Source organism: Bradyrhizobium sp. URHA0013, from assembly GCF_000518345.1.
GTDB lineage: Bacteria > Pseudomonadota > Alphaproteobacteria > Rhizobiales > Xanthobacteraceae > Bradyrhizobium.
In genome coordinates this window covers 1,410,723-1,425,328 of record NZ_KI912426.1, presented here as the reverse complement: position 1 = coordinate 1,425,328, position 14,606 = coordinate 1,410,723, and the positions used below count along the sequence as shown (strand labels likewise).

Sequence of the window (14,606 nt, the reverse complement as noted above, 5' to 3'; positions counted from 1 at the left end):
ACTCGCTGTTGCATGGGCCTCGGCTCTGCAGCGCACCGCGAAGAGGCGCTGCGTCCGGGGCACGAGACCTTGTTCGACAATAGACACACCATCGCATCCTCACGGCTTGTTCGACTTCGGTAAAGTGGAATATTTTCCGTGGCGTGCGTTGACCGACCATTTGGATGTTTTGCCCGACGGGAAACACAAAGTCTTGTAGCCCGGATGAGCGAAGCGACATCCGGGATTCCCACTACAAGCTGTCCCGGGTATCGCTTCGCTCACCCGGGCTACAGGTTCGTGCTCCGTTGCAAGCCGCGCGCGCCGTGCTATCGCTTGGGCGATGACTCCCAAGGCCTTCGAAACCCGCTGCCTGCGCCTGCCCGCCGTCACCAAGGTGGTGCAGTGGGAGGGCACCTCCGTGTTCAAGGTCGGCGGCAAGATGTTCGCACTCGGCGGCGGCTTTGCCGCGCGCTCCGGCGGCTACATGTTCAAGGTCTCGAACATGGCCTATGCCATGTTGATCGAGCACGGCCTTGCGCGGCCGGCACCGTATCTGGCGCGCGCCAAATGGGTGCAGCTCGTCGGCAACAACGCGCTGCCGGACGCCGAGCTCACGGCCTATCTGGCGCAGGCGCACGCGATGGTCGCGACGAAACTCACGCGGAAATCCCGCAAGGCGCTGGGCCTGGATTGAAGCGCAGTTCGCTGGTGAAGCGAAAGCCTGCGCTGATTGACATCGATGATATGCCTGACTAAAGTCAGACATCATGCTCGACCCTGTTTCACGCGTTCGCCGCTTCAATCGCGCCGTCACGTCCGCCGTCGGCGCGCTCGACACGTCATTCCTGGGACGCGGGCGGCCGCTGGGCGCGGCGCGCGTGCTCAACGCGATCGGGCACGGACGTTCGGATGTGGCCGAGATTCGCGACTATCTCGGCCTCGATTCCGGCCTGATGAGCCGCCTGCTCCGCAGCCTCGAGGACGAAGGGCTGGTCGAGACCAATGCGCATGAAGACGATGCGCGCCGCCGCGTGGCGACGTTGACACGCGCGGGCCGGCGCGAGTTCGCGGCCTATGAGGCGCTGTCGAATACGCAGGCCGAGGGCTTCCTCGCCCAGCACTCGCAACGCGAAGCGCTGCTGGCGGCGATGGATTTGATTGCTTGCGCATTGTCGCGCGAGCGCGTCACGCTGGAGGAGATGGACCCGCGGAGCGAACAGGCGCGCTATTGCCTCGGCGAATATTATGGCGAGCTCGGCCGCCGCTTCAAGCAGGGCTTTGACGTCTCGCTGTCGCGCGATCCCGACGCCAAGGATATGCGCCGCCCGCGCGGCACGTTCATCGTCGCGATGTCGGACACGCTGCCGGTCGGCTGCGTCGGGCTCAAGGGCACGGATCACGGCTATGCCGAGATCAAGCGTCTCTGGGTCGCACCGACGGCGCGCGGATTGCGGCTCGGCCGGCGCCTGATGGACGCGACCGAGGATGCCGCGCGCGGGCTCGGCATCAAGCTGCTGCGGCTCGACACCAACAGCGCGCTGGCGGAGGCGGGCCAGCTCTACCGACGAAGCGGCTGGAGCGAGATCCCCCGCTTCAATGACGACCCCTACCCGGACCTGTTCTTCGAAAAACGTCTGTGAGCGCAGGCGCCTTTTCTCCCGCTGCCGCGTTATGGCCGGAGCCGCAGGAGCACGCCATGACCAGGTCCGACCTCGCCGACATCTACCGCGACTACATCGCCTGCCTGAACCGGCAGGATTGGCCCGCCCTCGGACAGTTCGTCCACGATGACGTCGCCCACAATGCGCGACCATTCGGACTGTCCGGCTATCGCGCCATGCTGGAGCAGGATTTTCGCTCAATCCCAGATCTGCATTTCAAGATCGAGATGGTGGTCTGCGAGCCGCCCCACATCGCCTCTCGGCTGAACTTCGATTGCACGCCGGCTGGAAAGTTTCTGGGGCTGGATGTGAACGGCAGGCGCGTGTCATTCTGCGAAAACGTGCTCTATCAATTTCGCGACGGAAAAATACGACACGTGTGGTCCATCATCGACAAGCCCGCGATCGAGGCGCAGCTCTAGCGTTGCGCCTCGACGAACCTGCTTACGCTGCTGCCGGCGCCAACTCCGCTTGCGGCTTCGGGAACGGCTTGAAATTCATCGCCATCAGGAAGGCGCCGAGGCCCATCGCCCAGGAGGCGATATAGAGCCAGGCGTAGCTCGAGAACGCATCGTAGATCAGGCCGCCGGCGAGCGGGCCCGTGGCCATGCCGAGACTGCCGGCCATGGCGGTGCCGCCGATCACGGTGCCCATCATCTTGAGCGGGAAATTTTCGCGGATCAGCACCGCGTAGAGCGGCATGGTGCCGGCATAGATGAAGCCGAAGACAGCCCCGACCGCGTAGAACGTCGCGAGCTGGTGCGCGAAGACATAGGCGAGTGCGCCGAACGCCTGCAACAGCAGGCCCGAGACGAGCACGCGCTTGGCGCCGAAGCGGTCCCCCATCAGGCCGAAGGCGATGCGTCCGCCAAGGCCGGCAAAGCCCTCGATGCTGTAGATCGTCACCGCCGCGACCAGCGGGATGCCGCAGCTCACGGCATAGGAGACGGTGTGAATGATCGGGCCGGAATGGGTGGCGCAACAGAAGAAATTGGTCGCGAGCAGGATCAGGAATTGCGGCGAGCGCAGCGCCTCTCCCATCGACATTTCACCTTGCACGGCGCCCTCGCCCGCAGGCGCGGCCACGGCGTGCGCGAGCGCCGGCGGGCGGCGCACCAGGAACGAGACCGGGATCATGATGGCGCCGACCACCAGCGCCACGATCTGCATCGAGGTGCGCCAGTCATGGCCGGAGACGAGCCAGGCCGCCAGCGGCGCCATCGTCATCGGCGCCATGCCCATGCCCGCCGACACCAGCGAGACCGCGAGGCTGCGATGGGTGTCGAACCAGCCGGTCACGGTCGCCATCATCGGCGCGAAGATCGCGGCACAGGACGCCCCGACCAGAAGGCCGAAGACGAACTGAAACGCAAGCAGCGAGGTGGCGTGGCTCGCCGCGAACAGGCTCACGGTCAGCACCGTCGATCCCGTCAGCACCACCGGCCGCGGTCCGAACCGGTCCGTCAGCGTGCCCCAGGCCATGCTGGTGCAGGCCATCGCCAGAAAACCGATCGTCATCGCGCTGGAGATGCCGGTCACGGACCAGCCGGTGTCCTTTGCGATCGGCTGCAGGAACACCGGCAGCGAAAACATGCCGCCGATGGCGACGCAGCCGAGCAAACCGCCGGCGGCGACGATCACCCAGCGATAGGAGGAAGCGTTCATTTTGGTCTCCCGTCAGATCTGTCTGGGTGGAAGACGAATGGGAACATGGTGGGCCGACAGGCCGACGCAAGTTTTTGCGGCACGCTTTTGTGGCCTGCCAAACAAAAAAGCGAAAACAACCCCATGCACAGTAGCCGGGCGCTTTGGGATCAAGGACTTACAGCGCAGCTCTTTGCAGTGCGAAGGAAGACCCGCCGTTTGACTCGTCGGGCAAAACACCTGCATCATGGCATCATCCCGCCGCTATTAATTCGTCCCCCGCGAACAGGCCTTCAAACAGCCACGCCGCGCCGCCACTCGCCGACTGTGAGCCAGACCGCCGAGACCAGGAAGTAGAGCGCACCGACTGCAGCATAGCCCGCGACGTTCGCGATCGAGGGAACCGCGGGCATCATGGCCTGAAAGATGAAGAAGCCGCCTGCGAGAGCCGACTGGCCACCGCTGAGCACCATGGCCCATTGCGCGCCAAGACTCCGCCAGCGGCGAATGGCCGTCCCCAACTGCAGCAGTCCGGACACAATCGCCCATGCCCCGAAGATTCCGAGAACCCGGTTCATGCTCATCTGCAAGGTCACAAGCACCGCGACGGTGGTCGCCAGGCCGACCACAACGTTCAGAGCCTGCGTGCGGTTTTGAGCGAGTCCGCCGCTGCGAACCGCGTCCGCGAAGTTGGCTGCGGCGTCCCATGCGGGATAGAGGACGAGCAAGGCGCCGGCGATCACTGGAGAAGAAGCCGCGGCGGCAAACGCAGCAGCGACCCAGGCCACCGAGAACGCCGCTCGCACGAAGTAGTATTGCTTCAGCCATCGCTCGCGGTCGGTATGAACTGGATCCAATTGATATCGCACCATCGCAGTCTCTCCATACCGACTAGTTGGTAGTTTTCTTACACACAACGCAAACGTCTTCGATCCAGCCCACTTGCTGGCTGTCGTCATCGTCTCGCTGATGTCTCTCAGTGCTTGTTGGACAGCCGGTCCAGCAGCGGGGTGGTAATCACACCGAACATCTTTGGATCGCCATAGGCACGCGCCGACAGCATGGCGCCGTGAATGGTCGCCATGAATCCTTCGGCCTCGACGCGGGCTGTGCCGGAGAGTTTGAGTTGCCCTTTTCGTTTGCCGCGCTCCATGACGGCCGTCAGCCAGGAAGCCAAGGAGCGGAAGTGCGCACGGACTTCGAGCGCAACCTCCTCCGGCAGGATCGGAAGCTCGCTGGCCAGCAGCGCGCACACGCAGAACGGCGCCGTCGCATCATTGATGCACGCCTTCCAGTACGCGACATAGTTTTCGAGCTGCTCGCGCGAATCAGGGACATTGCGCTCGAGCGCGGACAGTCCCGCCTCGGCTTCGGCGCGGTAGCGCGACACGAGGGTGCGGACCAGATCGACCTTGCTGGCGAAATGGTGGTGGATGCTCGGCTTGCGGATGCCGACCACCTCGGCCACGTCGGCGTAGCTGAAGCCGTTATAGCCGCCCGCGATGATCAAGCTGCGCGCGCACGCCAGGATGTCGTCGGCTGTCGAGGAAACGTTGGTCATGGTCCCTAGCTACCTTCCAGTTGGTAGGGCGTCAAGAACGGGATGCTTCAACCATCCGTGAGTGCTAGGAGCCTGCATGACCATTCGCCCGATCGTCCGCTATCCCGACCGCCGCCTCACGTTGCTGGCCCGCCCCGTCACGGCATTCGACGCAACGCTCCGCGAGCTTGCAAATGATCTGCTCGAGACCATGCGCGCCGCGCCCGGCATCGGCATCACGGCGCCGCATATCGGCGTGCCCTTGCGCGTCGTCGTGCTCGAGCTCGACGCCAGGGAGGGTGCGCAGACCTATGTCAATCCGGAGATCGAGTGGGCCTCACCCGAGATGATCCTGCATCGCGAAGGCAGCGTCTCGATGCCCGGTGTCAACGACGAGGTGCAGCGCCACGCCCGCGTGCGGATCAGCTATCAGGATCTCGACGGCAACATGCACAGCGAGGAGTCGGACTCCTTGCGCGCCGTCTGCCACCAGCACGAGATCGACCAGCTCGACGGGATGTTCTGGATCCAGCGGCTGTCGCGGCTGAAGCGGGAGCGGCTGGTGAAGAAGTTCGAGAAGATGTCGCGCGGGTGAGCGGGCCGGCAAAGATCGGACTTGTGTGAAGTCGCGCCGCCTGTTCGATATGGAGAAGTCAAACCAGCCTGATATGATCAGACCGGTCGGCCCCGGCGGGAGGGACACGAATGACTCATTCAGGTCGTTGCGCCTGCGGCGCGGTTTGTTACACCATCGCGTCCGCGCCGATCCGCGGCTTCCAATGCCAGTGCAGCGACTGTCAGCGCGACACCGGCAGCGGCCACAGCTCCATCTTCGTGTTCGCGCGCAGCGAAGTCTCGGTGACAGGCGAGGTGCGCGAAATCGAGCGCGCTGCCGACAGCGGCGCAGTCAAGCGCAAGGGGTTTTGTCCGAACTGCGGCTCGCCGATCTATAACAAGCCGGACGAGAAGCCGGAGTTTATCGGCATCTATGTCGGCACGCTTGACGATGCCAGCACGTTCAAACCGTCCGTCGTGCTGTTCTGCTCGCGCGGATATGCCTGGGATCACCTCGATCCCGAGATTCCCAAACTCCCGGAATGGCACCCGGGATCGCGCTGATTTTTTGCAGATTGGGAGACAGTCAATGGCGATGAGCTTCGAGCTATCGATGCTGGCCGCCGCAATCGTCTGGGGCTTCGTACAGCTTGTCGCCGCCGCGCAAGCCGCGAACCTGCAATACGGCCTCAGATGGGCTGCGAGCCCGCGCGACACCGAGATGCCGCCGCTCAAGCCCATCGCCGGCCGGCTCAACCGAAATTTCCGCAACTACATGGAGACGTTTCCATTCTTTGCCGCCGCGATCCTCATCTCTCACGCCGCAGGCGCTCACAACGAGCTGACCTGTTGGGGATCGATCGCCTATCTTGGCGGACGCATCGCCTACACCGCGCTTTACCTATCCGGCGTACCGCTCGTCCGCTCACTGTTCTGGAATATCGCCAGCTTTGGCATGCTTGCAGTCTTGGCAGCGCCTTTCGTGCCTCACTGAAGCGACGCCTTGGCGACTTTGCCTTTGCCGCGATGCCTTCACGCCCGCTTCCCGCTCCGCTTGTTCATTGGAGCATTGCGACGCTCGCGTTTGCCGCGCGCGATCTCCGTCGCCAGGGCGTCCAGCTTCGGCTCCCAGAAATTCCTGAACTGGCCGACCCATGCGTCGACCGCGCGAAGCCCCGCAGCATCGACCGAATAGAGCCGTCGTTGCGCCTCCGCCCGAACGGTCGCGAAGCCGCTCTCGCGCAGCACCTTGAGGTGCTGCGACACGGCGGCCTGCGTGATCCCGAACTCCGCTCCGATCGCCTCGACGACCTCACCGGACGCCATCTCGCCGGGCGCAAGCAGCTCGAGGATGCGACGGCGGACGGGATCGGCAAGGACATCGAAGATTTGCATCAGCTTCCTGTGCCCGGATGCGCAACGTCGGGCGGCGTCTCGCCGCGATAGAAAGCGATGGTGCGGTCCGACCGCTGCTTGGCGGAGGCAGGATCCACGCCGCTTGCGACGTGCGCCACGCGCCAATACTCGCCGCTGCTCGTCATGAATTCCTTGCCCGCGGGAGAGCCCATCCATGCCTCGGCCGTCTCATGGTCCACCGATGCCCCGGTCGCAACATATCGCTCCAGCCCCGCAATGGCGAGATCCCAGCCGATGCCGACTGCCCCTGGACCGAACTGCTCCCAATGATCCTCGATCATCGCGGTGTGCTCAAGCGTCAAGCGCGCCTGGCTTCGTTCTGCCGTCAGCTTGACATCGATCCAGCTCATCGCGCCGCCGAATTCCCACGTCGCTGCAAAATGGGTCGGCGGCGTACACGCCTCGATGGTCCCGCCGGCATTTCCCTTGAGCTGGTACTTTCCACCGAGCCGGAGATCTCCCTCGACCGGCAAGAACCAGCGCGGAATGCGTTGTGGGCTGGTCACTGCGTCCCAGAGATCGTCGACGCTGGTCTCGTATAGTCGCGTCAGCGTCACCGCACTGGCCGCTTTCCCGTCCTTCTCGAAATTCCTCACCGAGCGCGTAACCAGCCCCAATACCCTGACGACGTCGATCTCCATAGCGCTTGCTCCCTGTCGTTTCGTGCAAGGATGAATATCGATCTAAACTAATATAAGTCAACCCTTATATTTCGAGGAGATGCCGCTCAGATATTTGCCCGGCGGTTTCCCGAGCGCCTTCTTGAACATGGTGATGAAGGCCGCGACGGAGTCGTAGCCGAGAGCGGCGGATACCTGCTGGACGCTCGCGCCGGACGTCAGCTCCCGCAAGGCGACGATCAGGTGCAATTGCTGGCGCCAACGCCCGAAGCTTAAGCCCGTCTCCCGGACAATGAGGCGCGCGAGGCTGCTCTCGCTCAGCGCGACGCGATCGGCCCATTCGCCCAATGTCTTGCGATCGGAAGGGTTTTTCGCCAGCGCTGCGGCAATCTTCTTCAAGCGCGGCTCGGGCGAGAGCGGCAGATGGAGCCGCTGAACCGGCATGCGGGGAAGCTCACGCAGAAGGACGCTCGCCAGAAGGTCCACCCTCGCCTCGTCATCCGCGATCTGATCAGACAACTCGACGATCACTTCACGCAGCAGTGGGGAGATCGAAAGCGTGCAGCACCGATCCGGCAGGTCCACGCGATCAGGCTCGATATAGACGAAGAACAGCCGGGCATTTTCTGTCGCGAGGTTGCCGTGCTGCAGGCCACCGGGAATCCACACCGCGCAATGCGGCGGCACCATCCACAGACCCGTGGGAACGCGGCACGTCACGGCGCCGCCCAGCGCAAAGACAAGTTGCCCCTTGCGGTGCCTGTGATCGGGTACCTCGCCCTTGGTCCCGATCACGTCGACGCGCACGGCGATGACGGGCGCGGAAACATCATCCACGTCGAGATCAAGCCATGGAAAACGGAGCGGCTGCCGCATGCTTGCCGGTTTTTAGCAATTAATTGACGGAACATCTAAATCGAACGGAGAGGAATGTCGATAGGGTGCCGCCTGAACCTGCCCGGGGCGTCCGGGCGCCGCCCACGTGATCGAAAGAAACGGCCATGCATGGTTTCACGAGTACGACAGCAGCCGGGCTGCAACGCGTGGTCCGCACGCAAGCGGGGGCCGTGCGTGGCCGCCCGCGCGATGCAAGCGGCGTGATCGCGTTCAAAGGCATTCCCTACGCAGCACCGCCGGTCGGGCCTCTGCGTTGGTGCGCACCAAAGCCGCCGGCGCCCTGGGATGGCGTGCGCGATGCGCTTGTGTTCGGCGCGGGGTGTCTATCGGCGCTCGAAAATGACCAGCGGCCGGGACCGCGTGACGAGGATTGCCTCTATCTCAACGTCTGGACCGCGGCGAAGCACGCGGATGAGAAGCGGCCCGTGATGGTGTGGATTCACGGCGGCGGCTTTCAGTTCGGCTCCTCGGCGAATCCGGCAACCGATGGCGGCCGGCTAGCAGCGAAGGGTGTCGTCGTCGTCAGCTTCAACTACCGCCTCGGCATCCTCGGCTTCCTCGCCCATCCCGATCTCGATACGGAGGCGCCCTCGGGCAATTACGGCCTGCAGGATCAACTGGCGGCGCTGCGCTGGGTCAAGGCCAACCTTGCCGGCTTTGGCGGCGACCCCGACAACGTCACCCTGTTCGGCGAATCCGCCGGCGCCATGGCCGTCGGCATCCTGATGGCCTCGCCGCTTGCACATGGACTGTTTCACAAGGCAATTGGGCAGAGCGGTGCGTTCTGGGACGGCAAGCACGGCCCACTCCAGGGCTTTGAAGAAGCCCGCGCGCGTGGTCTGGCTTATGCCCGGCAACAGCGCAACGCGTCGATCGCAGCCTTGCGCAGCATGCCGGCCGATCGGTTGAATGCATCCGCGCCGTGGAGTTTCAGGACCAGCCCGGTCGTGACGGCCTTCTCGCCGAGCATCGATGGTCATGTTGTGCCTGATGTGCCCGCGCGGCGCTTCCTGCGCGGCGAACAGATGCACATCCCGCTGCTGGCGGGCTGGAATGCGGCCGAGGAATTTCCTTTCCGTTCGCAGTCACTGCCCGATCAATCAGCGCAAGCCTTTGTCTCCGCGGCCGAGGCGATGTTCGGCAGAGAGCGCATGGCTGATTTCCTGAAGGTCTATCCCGCCGCGACCGACGCGGAGGCCAGGACTTCCGCGGCGGCGCTTAACGGCGACTATGTAGTTGGCGAGCAATGCTGGCAGTGGCTACGATTGCATCGGCGCGGAGGACGCGCGCCGGTCTACGACTATCACTTCAGCTATACCTCGCGCTACACGCCGATCGCCTCGCACGTCACCGAAATTCCGTTCGTGTTCGGCACACTCACACCGCAACAGGTGATCGGCAGCTCGGCACCGCCGGCCGAAGAGGACCGCGCCCTGGCGCGGACCATGATGGCCTATTGGGTGAATTTCGCGGCGTACGGGGACCCGAACGGATCGGGCCTGCCACCCTGGCCCGCCTATGACGAGACGGACGTCGTGCAGATCCTGGGCACGCCGATCGAAGCCCGCCCCAATCCGCAAGCCGCCCGCTTCCGCTTCCTCGCCAGTTTCAGGCAGGACGGCATTTTGCCGATGCGCTGGCGGGAGCTGCCGTAGGCGGCTTCACCCGCCCGCCATCAGCTCCTTCGCCAGTGCCATGTAGGCCGGCAGCGTCACGGGATCGTTGGCGGCGTTGCCCGCTGCGGGGTGCGAGGCGTAGCGCGCGATCACCATCTCGGCCTTGGGATCGATATAGATGCCCTGCCCGTGAACGCCGCGCGCCATATAGGCGCCGTGGGCATTGTGCGTGACCCACCATTGATTGCGATAGGAGGCACCGGGTAGCGTGGCGTAACCGGCGGGCTTGAATTTCTCGGGATCGCCGCCGCGCGCGATGTCTTCGACAACAGATGAAGGCACGATCTGCCGGCCATTGAAGCGGCCGTGATTGCGCATGGTCTCGCCGAAGCGGGCGAGATCGCGCAAGGTGGTGGAGAGGCCCCCACCGCCGCTTTCGGTGCCGATGCGATCGACGTGGTAATGCGCGTCCTCCTCCGCGCCGATCGGCTGCCAGATGCGCTCGGAGAGCAGATCGGACAAGTTCATGCCGCTGACGCGCCGGATGATCCAGGCGAGCACGTCGGTGTTGACGGTCTTGTAGGCGAAGGCCTTGCCGTGCTCGCCCTGCTTCTTCTGCGCCATCAGAAATTCGAAGATGGTGGTCGGGCCGTCGTGATCCGGCGGAATCGGTGCCATGCCGTTCGCCCGCCGGAGGCCCCAGACGTGAGAGTTCTTGTCGGTATAGACCTCCGTGTATTCGAGCCCGGTGGTCATATCCATGACCTCGTGCACGCGCGCATCGCCGAAGGCGCTGGCCTTCAGCTCCGGCACATACTCCGTGACAGGCGCCTGCGGATCGATCTTGCCCTCGGCGACCAGAATGCCGGCGAGCACGCCCGTGAACGATTTCGTCACCGACATCGCGATATGCGGCTTGTGCGGCTTCAACGCGCCGAAATAGCGCTCATAGATCAGCCTGCCCCGATGCAGCACGGCGATGCCGTCGGTGTAGGTCTCCTCGAGCATCCTCGCGAACGTCATGGGCCGGCCGTCCATCGTGGTCGACGCGGAGGCGCCGATGTCATGGTCTTGGCGCGGCAGCACCGATGCAGGCTCCGCCCCGCGCCAGACGTTCACGGTCGGCACCAGCTGGCGAATGTTGCTCCATGCCCAGCGCAGCTCGGGGAAGCTGCGAAACGAGCCGTTCTGGAAGGAGATGGTGCGGTTTTCCGGTGGCGGGAAGCCCTTCATCCAGCCGAGTGTCTCGGAATCGGTTTCGGCGGCGGTTGCGGACGGCTGACTCGCGGCGGTGGCGGCGGACATGGGCATTGGGCTCCGGAAGCGAACGACGGGGTCTCGTATCATGGAGATACGTGGCGAACATCCAATGTTTGCGCCGAGGTGACCGTCGCCGCGCGCTTGGCGGGTTCGTCCTCAGGTCAGGCGCACCGACATGCCGCCATCCACGGTCATGGGGCTGCCGGTCATGAACGATGCCCGGTCGCTCAGGAGAAAAACCGCCGCTTGCGCGATCTCCTTGGAACTGGCCATCCGCTTCATCGGGTGAAGCCCGGCGATGAAATTCAAGGCGTCGGGATTTCCCTCGCCTGCCGCCGGGGTGATGGTCCCTCCAGGCAGAAGCGCGTTGACCCGAATGCCTTCGGCCGCATGCTCGGCGCCCAGTGATTGAGCCAGGCCGATCAGTCCTGCCTTTGAGGCTGCGTACGCCGCCATTCCCGGCAGGCCTCCGTTGCTGAAGCCAACGAAGGACGAGGTAAAAACGATCGAACCGCCGCCCTGCTTGCGCAGCTCCGGGATCTGCGCCTTTGCGCTGAGGAACGCCGAGGTGAGATTCACCGCAAGCACATCGGTCCAGTTTTCGACGCTCATCTCGGGGACTGGCGTCATGTCGCCGACAATGCCGGCATTGTTGAAGGCGCCGTCGAGCTTTCCGAAAGTCTTGACGGCGTGCTCGACAAGGCGGGCTGCATAGCCGGTGTCCCGAACATCGCCGGCGAGAAACGTCGCGCGCCCTCCGGCGCTCTTGATGCTTGCAACAACGGCCTGCAGCTCGGGGCCGCGACGCGCCCCGAGCACCACATCGGCGCCTTCGGACGCGAACAATGATGCTGCGGCAGCACCGATGCCGCTGCTGGCGCCGGTTATGATGATCGTCTTGTTTGCCAGTTCCACCGCGAGACTCTCCTGATGTCAAAAAGGAGCCGAACAAGACATCAGGCACCAGCGAGCTGCCACCCGTTTCCCGAGTTGAACGCGGGATCACATCGTGCGGTATTGACCCGCGAATGGCGGCCTGCCGGTTTCCGTGATCGGAGTGACAGGCCGCCGTCAGCAGACGCTACTTCAGCGGCAAGAAAACGTCCGCGACCGTCTCGTGCTCCGGCACCTCCGGGAACAGGCTCAGCCGCTGGCAATAGATCGGGAAGTCGCGCGCTTCTTCGCCGCTGGCGGGAAGCCAGTCGCGATAAAGGAAGAGCGCGGCCGGCTCGAGATTGTCGGTGTAGCCGACGACGCGCAGCACCGCGCAACGTCCGCCGGGGATCTCGCCGGCCTTGATCTCTTCGCCGTTCGCCGCGATCGGCTGGTCGGTCCCGACGCAGAGGTCCGTGCTGTACTCGGCCGGCGAGGCAGGACGCCGCTCGGAGCGCCAGACCGTGAAGGTCGGACTTGTCCTGGGGTGCAGGTTCGCCGCCTTGCGCCACGCGATGAAGCGCTGGATCGTGGCGGGAAGCGTCGCCGGGTCGCCGCGATGCTCCATGATCGCCACCTTGGTGGGTTGCACATCGCGGATCGTCACGTCGTCAAAGGTAAAGGTCTTCTGCATGAGCTTGCTCCTCGCATTGTCGAGAGGCCCGAAGGCCGCAAGCCACGGCTCCCAGTCGGGAGACTTCCGGAACGACGACGGCGATTGCCCGAACCGTTGCCGAAAGGCGCGGGCGAAGGCATCCGGTGCATCGTAACCGGCATCCATCGCAATCTCCGTGACATCAAGGGCGTCCATAAAGGCCAGCTGATGCGAAGCGCGCTTCATGCGGGCCAGCTGGACATAGCGATGCACTGATAATCCGAAGGTTGCCGAGAACTGCCGGTGGAAATGAAATTTTGAGAAAGCCGCAACAGCACTCACCGTGTCCAGATCCAGATCATCGTCGAGATGCCGGTCGATATGATCAAGCACCCGTCGCATCCGGTCCTGATAGTTTTGCAGCGCCGCCTTCATCGTCCCTCCTCCGTGGCGGCTCCATCTAGTCGCTGACGGCCATGACACGCTCGACCGATCTTGCGGTTTGGCAGGCATCCCGTCGATCCTATTTTGAGCGTGATGGGCGCCCTCTCTCGTATATTCCAACATCTGCCGGCCGTTACTGGCCAGCAGGCTCCAACGCCTTCTGCACCATCGCGGTGTCGACATATTGGGTCATGCTGGCGATCTTGCCGTCCTTCAGCAGATAGAGATGCGCGAACGTCGCGCGCATGGATGTGCCCGTCGCCTTGTAGGTGCCTGAGTAGACGCCGAAGGCGGCGACGCGGTCGCCGTCTTCGAGATAGGTGTGAACATCGGCGCGGTAGCCGGTCCATTCAGTGGTGAGACGCCGGAACACACCTGAGATGATCGCGTCGGGTCCGACATAGGTGCCCGCGTACGGAAATCCTTCCGCTTCGGTCCATGCGGCATCGGGAGCGAGAGCGGCCAAGAGATTGCGGCCGTTCTCTTCCGACGACGATCCCTCGTAGGTGGCGCGGATCAGGTCGAGATTGCCAGCCATCTCACCCCCATTTCATCTCGCCGGTGGCGACCTTGGCGCCGATGTCGAGTGCAACGCCCATGCCGAGGCCGGGGAAGCGCGCTTCCATCGCCGCCTTGAGCGCCGCGGACTCCTTGACCTTCGCCAGCTCTTCGTCGAACGCCTTGAGGTAGGCGATGGTGTGCTCGATACCGGACAGATCGGTTTTTGCATCCACCGACAGATGCCCGGGCACGACGACCGCCGGCTTGCGCGCCGCGATCTTTTCGAGATTGGCGATCCAGGCGGCGCGCTGCTCCCGGGTCGGCGTGTCGGCGGTCCAGACATGGACGCCGGAGAAAATCAGCACGCCGCCGAACACCGCGTTCAGCGAGGGCACGAACAGATAGCGCCGGTTGACCAGGCCGTCTGCGCTGACGATCTCGATGGTTTCGCCGTCCACGCTGAGCGTCTTGCCGTCGAACGCTTCGGGAATGACAACATCGGCGAGCACCTGCGGGCCGTTCGCCTTGAGCTGCGGCCCCCAGACGGCAAGCTTCTTGTCGACGCTGGCGTTAATGGCCGCCAATGTTGCGGGCGCCGCGAGCACGCGTGCCTCGGGAAAGACAGCCTTGATCGCGCCGAGGCTGAAATAATAATCCGGGTCCGACTGGCTGATATAGATGGTGGTGAGCTTCTTGCCGGCGGCCTTGATGGCGTCAGCGACAGCCTTGCCATCGGACAACGTGAAGCCACCATCGATCAGCACGGCTTCGCTCGGCCCGGACACCAGAACGGGAGCCCGGAAGAAGCCGTTCTGTCCGGCTGGAAAATGCTTCCAGGTTAGCCCGCCCGCGGCATGGCCGAGGCCTGCGGGTGCGAAGACGGCTGCGGCGCCCGCGGCGAGGGTGGTTTTCATGATGGTTCTCCTTGTCAGCATGTTGGTC

At 64.0% G+C, this 14,606-nt stretch carries 18 protein-coding genes; 7 read left to right on the top strand and 11 right to left on the bottom strand.

From position 1 onward, the window contains the following. The first annotated feature begins 322 nt into the window (after positions 1–322). The 3 genes from N551_RS0127255 (at position 323) to N551_RS0127245 (ending at position 2,065) form a co-directional block, all read left to right on the top strand. Positions 323–676: an MmcQ/YjbR family DNA-binding protein gene (locus N551_RS0127255; RefSeq protein ID WP_027569614.1), complete on the top strand. Its 354-nt coding sequence runs from the start codon at positions 323–325 to the stop codon at positions 674–676. Positions 677–749: 73 nt separating this feature from the next. Next, positions 750–1,622: a bifunctional helix-turn-helix transcriptional regulator/GNAT family N-acetyltransferase gene (locus N551_RS0127250; RefSeq protein WP_027569613.1), complete on the top strand. Its 873-nt coding sequence runs from the start codon at positions 750–752 to the stop codon at positions 1,620–1,622. Positions 1,623–1,678: 56 nt separating this feature from the next. Then, on the top strand, positions 1,679–2,065 hold the full coding sequence (locus N551_RS0127245) for an ester cyclase (protein ID WP_027569612.1): 387 nt from the start codon (positions 1,679–1,681) through the stop codon (positions 2,063–2,065). Positions 2,066–2,087: 22 nt separating this feature from the next. On the opposite strand, the gene N551_RS0127240 is transcribed toward N551_RS0127245, so the two are convergent. The 3 genes from N551_RS0127240 to N551_RS0127230 form a co-directional block, all read right to left on the bottom strand. Continuing rightward, on the bottom strand, positions 2,088–3,308 hold the full coding sequence (locus tag N551_RS0127240; protein ID WP_027569611.1) for an MFS transporter: 1,221 nt from the start codon (positions 3,306–3,308) through the stop codon (positions 2,088–2,090). Between the two features lie 272 nt (positions 3,309–3,580). Then, a complete protein-coding gene (locus N551_RS0127235; protein ID WP_027569610.1) occupies positions 3,581–4,159 on the bottom strand; it encodes a hypothetical protein in 579 nt (192 codons plus the stop codon). A 104-nt stretch (positions 4,160–4,263) separates the two neighbouring features. Next, positions 4,264–4,848 carry a TetR/AcrR family transcriptional regulator gene (locus N551_RS0127230; RefSeq protein ID WP_027569609.1) on the bottom strand — a complete coding sequence of 195 codons (585 nt, stop codon included), beginning with the start codon at positions 4,846–4,848 and terminating at the stop codon, positions 4,264–4,266. Between the two features lie 76 nt (positions 4,849–4,924). On the opposite strand from N551_RS0127230, the gene N551_RS0127225 reads away from it, so the two are divergent. The 3 genes from N551_RS0127225 to N551_RS0127215 all read left to right on the top strand — a co-directional run bounded on the left by N551_RS0127225 (position 4,925) and on the right by N551_RS0127215 (position 6,376). Continuing rightward, positions 4,925–5,422 carry a peptide deformylase gene (locus N551_RS0127225; protein ID WP_027569608.1) on the top strand — a complete coding sequence of 166 codons (498 nt, stop codon included), beginning with the start codon at positions 4,925–4,927 and terminating at the stop codon, positions 5,420–5,422. 110 nt (positions 5,423–5,532) lie between these two features. After that, positions 5,533–5,946, top strand: coding sequence for a GFA family protein (locus N551_RS0127220; protein WP_027569607.1), 414 nt, complete (start codon positions 5,533–5,535; stop codon positions 5,944–5,946). Between the two features lie 25 nt (positions 5,947–5,971). After that, positions 5,972–6,376: an MAPEG family protein gene (locus N551_RS0127215; RefSeq protein ID WP_027569606.1), complete on the top strand. Its 405-nt coding sequence runs from the start codon at positions 5,972–5,974 to the stop codon at positions 6,374–6,376. 38 nt (positions 6,377–6,414) lie between these two features. Here the strand turns inward: N551_RS0127215 and N551_RS0127210 are convergent, their stop codons facing one another. The 3 genes from N551_RS0127210 to N551_RS0127200 are packed head-to-tail and all read right to left on the bottom strand — an operon-like array spanning position 6,415 to position 8,294. After that, positions 6,415–6,777 carry a helix-turn-helix transcriptional regulator gene (locus N551_RS0127210; RefSeq protein WP_027569605.1) on the bottom strand — a complete coding sequence of 121 codons (363 nt, stop codon included), beginning with the start codon at positions 6,775–6,777 and terminating at the stop codon, positions 6,415–6,417. Beyond that, the gene (locus N551_RS0127205; RefSeq protein ID WP_027569604.1) at positions 6,777–7,439 is read right to left on the bottom strand and encodes an SRPBCC family protein; all 663 of its coding nucleotides are present in this window, start codon (positions 7,437–7,439) and stop codon (positions 6,777–6,779) included. The genes N551_RS0127210 and N551_RS0127205 overlap by 1 nt, the downstream gene beginning before the upstream one ends. Before the next feature lie 57 nt (positions 7,440–7,496). After that, positions 7,497–8,294: a helix-turn-helix domain-containing protein gene (locus N551_RS0127200; RefSeq protein ID WP_027569603.1), complete on the bottom strand. Its 798-nt coding sequence runs from the start codon at positions 8,292–8,294 to the stop codon at positions 7,497–7,499. Between the two features lie 125 nt (positions 8,295–8,419). Here N551_RS0127200 and N551_RS0127195 point away from each other — a divergent pair, with 125 nt between their 5' ends. Next, positions 8,420–9,970 carry a carboxylesterase/lipase family protein gene (locus N551_RS0127195; protein WP_027569602.1) on the top strand — a complete coding sequence of 517 codons (1,551 nt, stop codon included), beginning with the start codon at positions 8,420–8,422 and terminating at the stop codon, positions 9,968–9,970. Positions 9,971–9,976: 6 nt separating this feature from the next. Here N551_RS0127195 and N551_RS0127190 read toward each other — a convergent pair whose 3' ends face one another. The 5 genes from N551_RS0127190 to N551_RS0127170 all read right to left on the bottom strand — a co-directional run bounded on the left by N551_RS0127190 (position 9,977) and on the right by N551_RS0127170 (position 14,599). Continuing rightward, positions 9,977–11,236, bottom strand: coding sequence for a serine hydrolase (locus N551_RS0127190; protein WP_027569601.1), 1,260 nt, complete (start codon positions 11,234–11,236; stop codon positions 9,977–9,979). 111 nt (positions 11,237–11,347) lie between these two features. Then, positions 11,348–12,106 carry an SDR family oxidoreductase gene (locus tag N551_RS0127185; RefSeq protein WP_027569600.1) on the bottom strand — a complete coding sequence of 253 codons (759 nt, stop codon included), beginning with the start codon at positions 12,104–12,106 and terminating at the stop codon, positions 11,348–11,350. A 166-nt stretch (positions 12,107–12,272) separates the two neighbouring features. Further along, on the bottom strand, positions 12,273–13,154 hold the full coding sequence (locus N551_RS0127180) for a GyrI-like domain-containing protein (protein ID WP_027569599.1): 882 nt from the start codon (positions 13,152–13,154) through the stop codon (positions 12,273–12,275). 142 nt (positions 13,155–13,296) lie between these two features. Beyond that, a complete protein-coding gene (locus tag N551_RS0127175) occupies positions 13,297–13,701 on the bottom strand; it encodes a nuclear transport factor 2 family protein (protein ID WP_027569598.1) in 405 nt (134 codons plus the stop codon). Position 13,702: 1 nt separating this feature from the next. Then, positions 13,703–14,599, bottom strand: a complete 897-nt coding sequence (locus N551_RS0127170) for an MBL fold metallo-hydrolase (RefSeq protein ID WP_027569597.1) — start codon at positions 14,597–14,599, stop codon at positions 13,703–13,705. Positions 14,600–14,606: the final 7 nt, after the last annotated feature.

Excerpts from the sequence above, each read along its gene's own strand:
- N551_RS0127255 (WP_027569614.1), top strand. The coding sequence starts at position 323 with ATGACTCCCAAGGCCTTCGAAACCCGCTGCCTGCGCCTGCCCGCCGTC.
- N551_RS0127250 (WP_027569613.1), top strand. The coding sequence starts at position 750 with ATGCTCGACCCTGTTTCACGCGTTCGCCGCTTCAATCGCGCCGTCACG.
- N551_RS0127245 (WP_027569612.1), top strand. The coding sequence starts at position 1,679 with ATGACCAGGTCCGACCTCGCCGACATCTACCGCGACTACATCGCCTGC.
- N551_RS0127240 (WP_027569611.1), bottom strand. The coding sequence starts at position 3,308 with ATGAACGCTTCCTCCTATCGCTGGGTGATCGTCGCCGCCGGCGGTTTG.
- N551_RS0127235 (WP_027569610.1), bottom strand. The coding sequence starts at position 4,159 with ATGGTGCGATATCAATTGGATCCAGTTCATACCGACCGCGAGCGATGG.
- N551_RS0127230 (WP_027569609.1), bottom strand. The coding sequence starts at position 4,848 with ATGACCAACGTTTCCTCGACAGCCGACGACATCCTGGCGTGCGCGCGC.
- N551_RS0127225 (WP_027569608.1), top strand. The coding sequence starts at position 4,925 with ATGACCATTCGCCCGATCGTCCGCTATCCCGACCGCCGCCTCACGTTG.
- N551_RS0127220 (WP_027569607.1), top strand. The coding sequence starts at position 5,533 with ATGACTCATTCAGGTCGTTGCGCCTGCGGCGCGGTTTGTTACACCATC.
- N551_RS0127215 (WP_027569606.1), top strand. The coding sequence starts at position 5,972 with ATGGCGATGAGCTTCGAGCTATCGATGCTGGCCGCCGCAATCGTCTGG.
- N551_RS0127210 (WP_027569605.1), bottom strand. The coding sequence starts at position 6,777 with ATGCAAATCTTCGATGTCCTTGCCGATCCCGTCCGCCGTCGCATCCTC.
- N551_RS0127205 (WP_027569604.1), bottom strand. The coding sequence starts at position 7,439 with ATGGAGATCGACGTCGTCAGGGTATTGGGGCTGGTTACGCGCTCGGTG.
- N551_RS0127200 (WP_027569603.1), bottom strand. The coding sequence starts at position 8,294 with ATGCGGCAGCCGCTCCGTTTTCCATGGCTTGATCTCGACGTGGATGAT.
- N551_RS0127195 (WP_027569602.1), top strand. The coding sequence starts at position 8,420 with ATGCATGGTTTCACGAGTACGACAGCAGCCGGGCTGCAACGCGTGGTC.
- N551_RS0127190 (WP_027569601.1), bottom strand. The coding sequence starts at position 11,236 with ATGTCCGCCGCCACCGCCGCGAGTCAGCCGTCCGCAACCGCCGCCGAA.
- N551_RS0127180 (WP_027569599.1), bottom strand. The coding sequence starts at position 13,154 with ATGAAGGCGGCGCTGCAAAACTATCAGGACCGGATGCGACGGGTGCTT.
- N551_RS0127175 (WP_027569598.1), bottom strand. The coding sequence starts at position 13,701 with ATGGCTGGCAATCTCGACCTGATCCGCGCCACCTACGAGGGATCGTCG.
- N551_RS0127170 (WP_027569597.1), bottom strand. The coding sequence starts at position 14,599 with ATGCTGACAAGGAGAACCATCATGAAAACCACCCTCGCCGCGGGCGCC.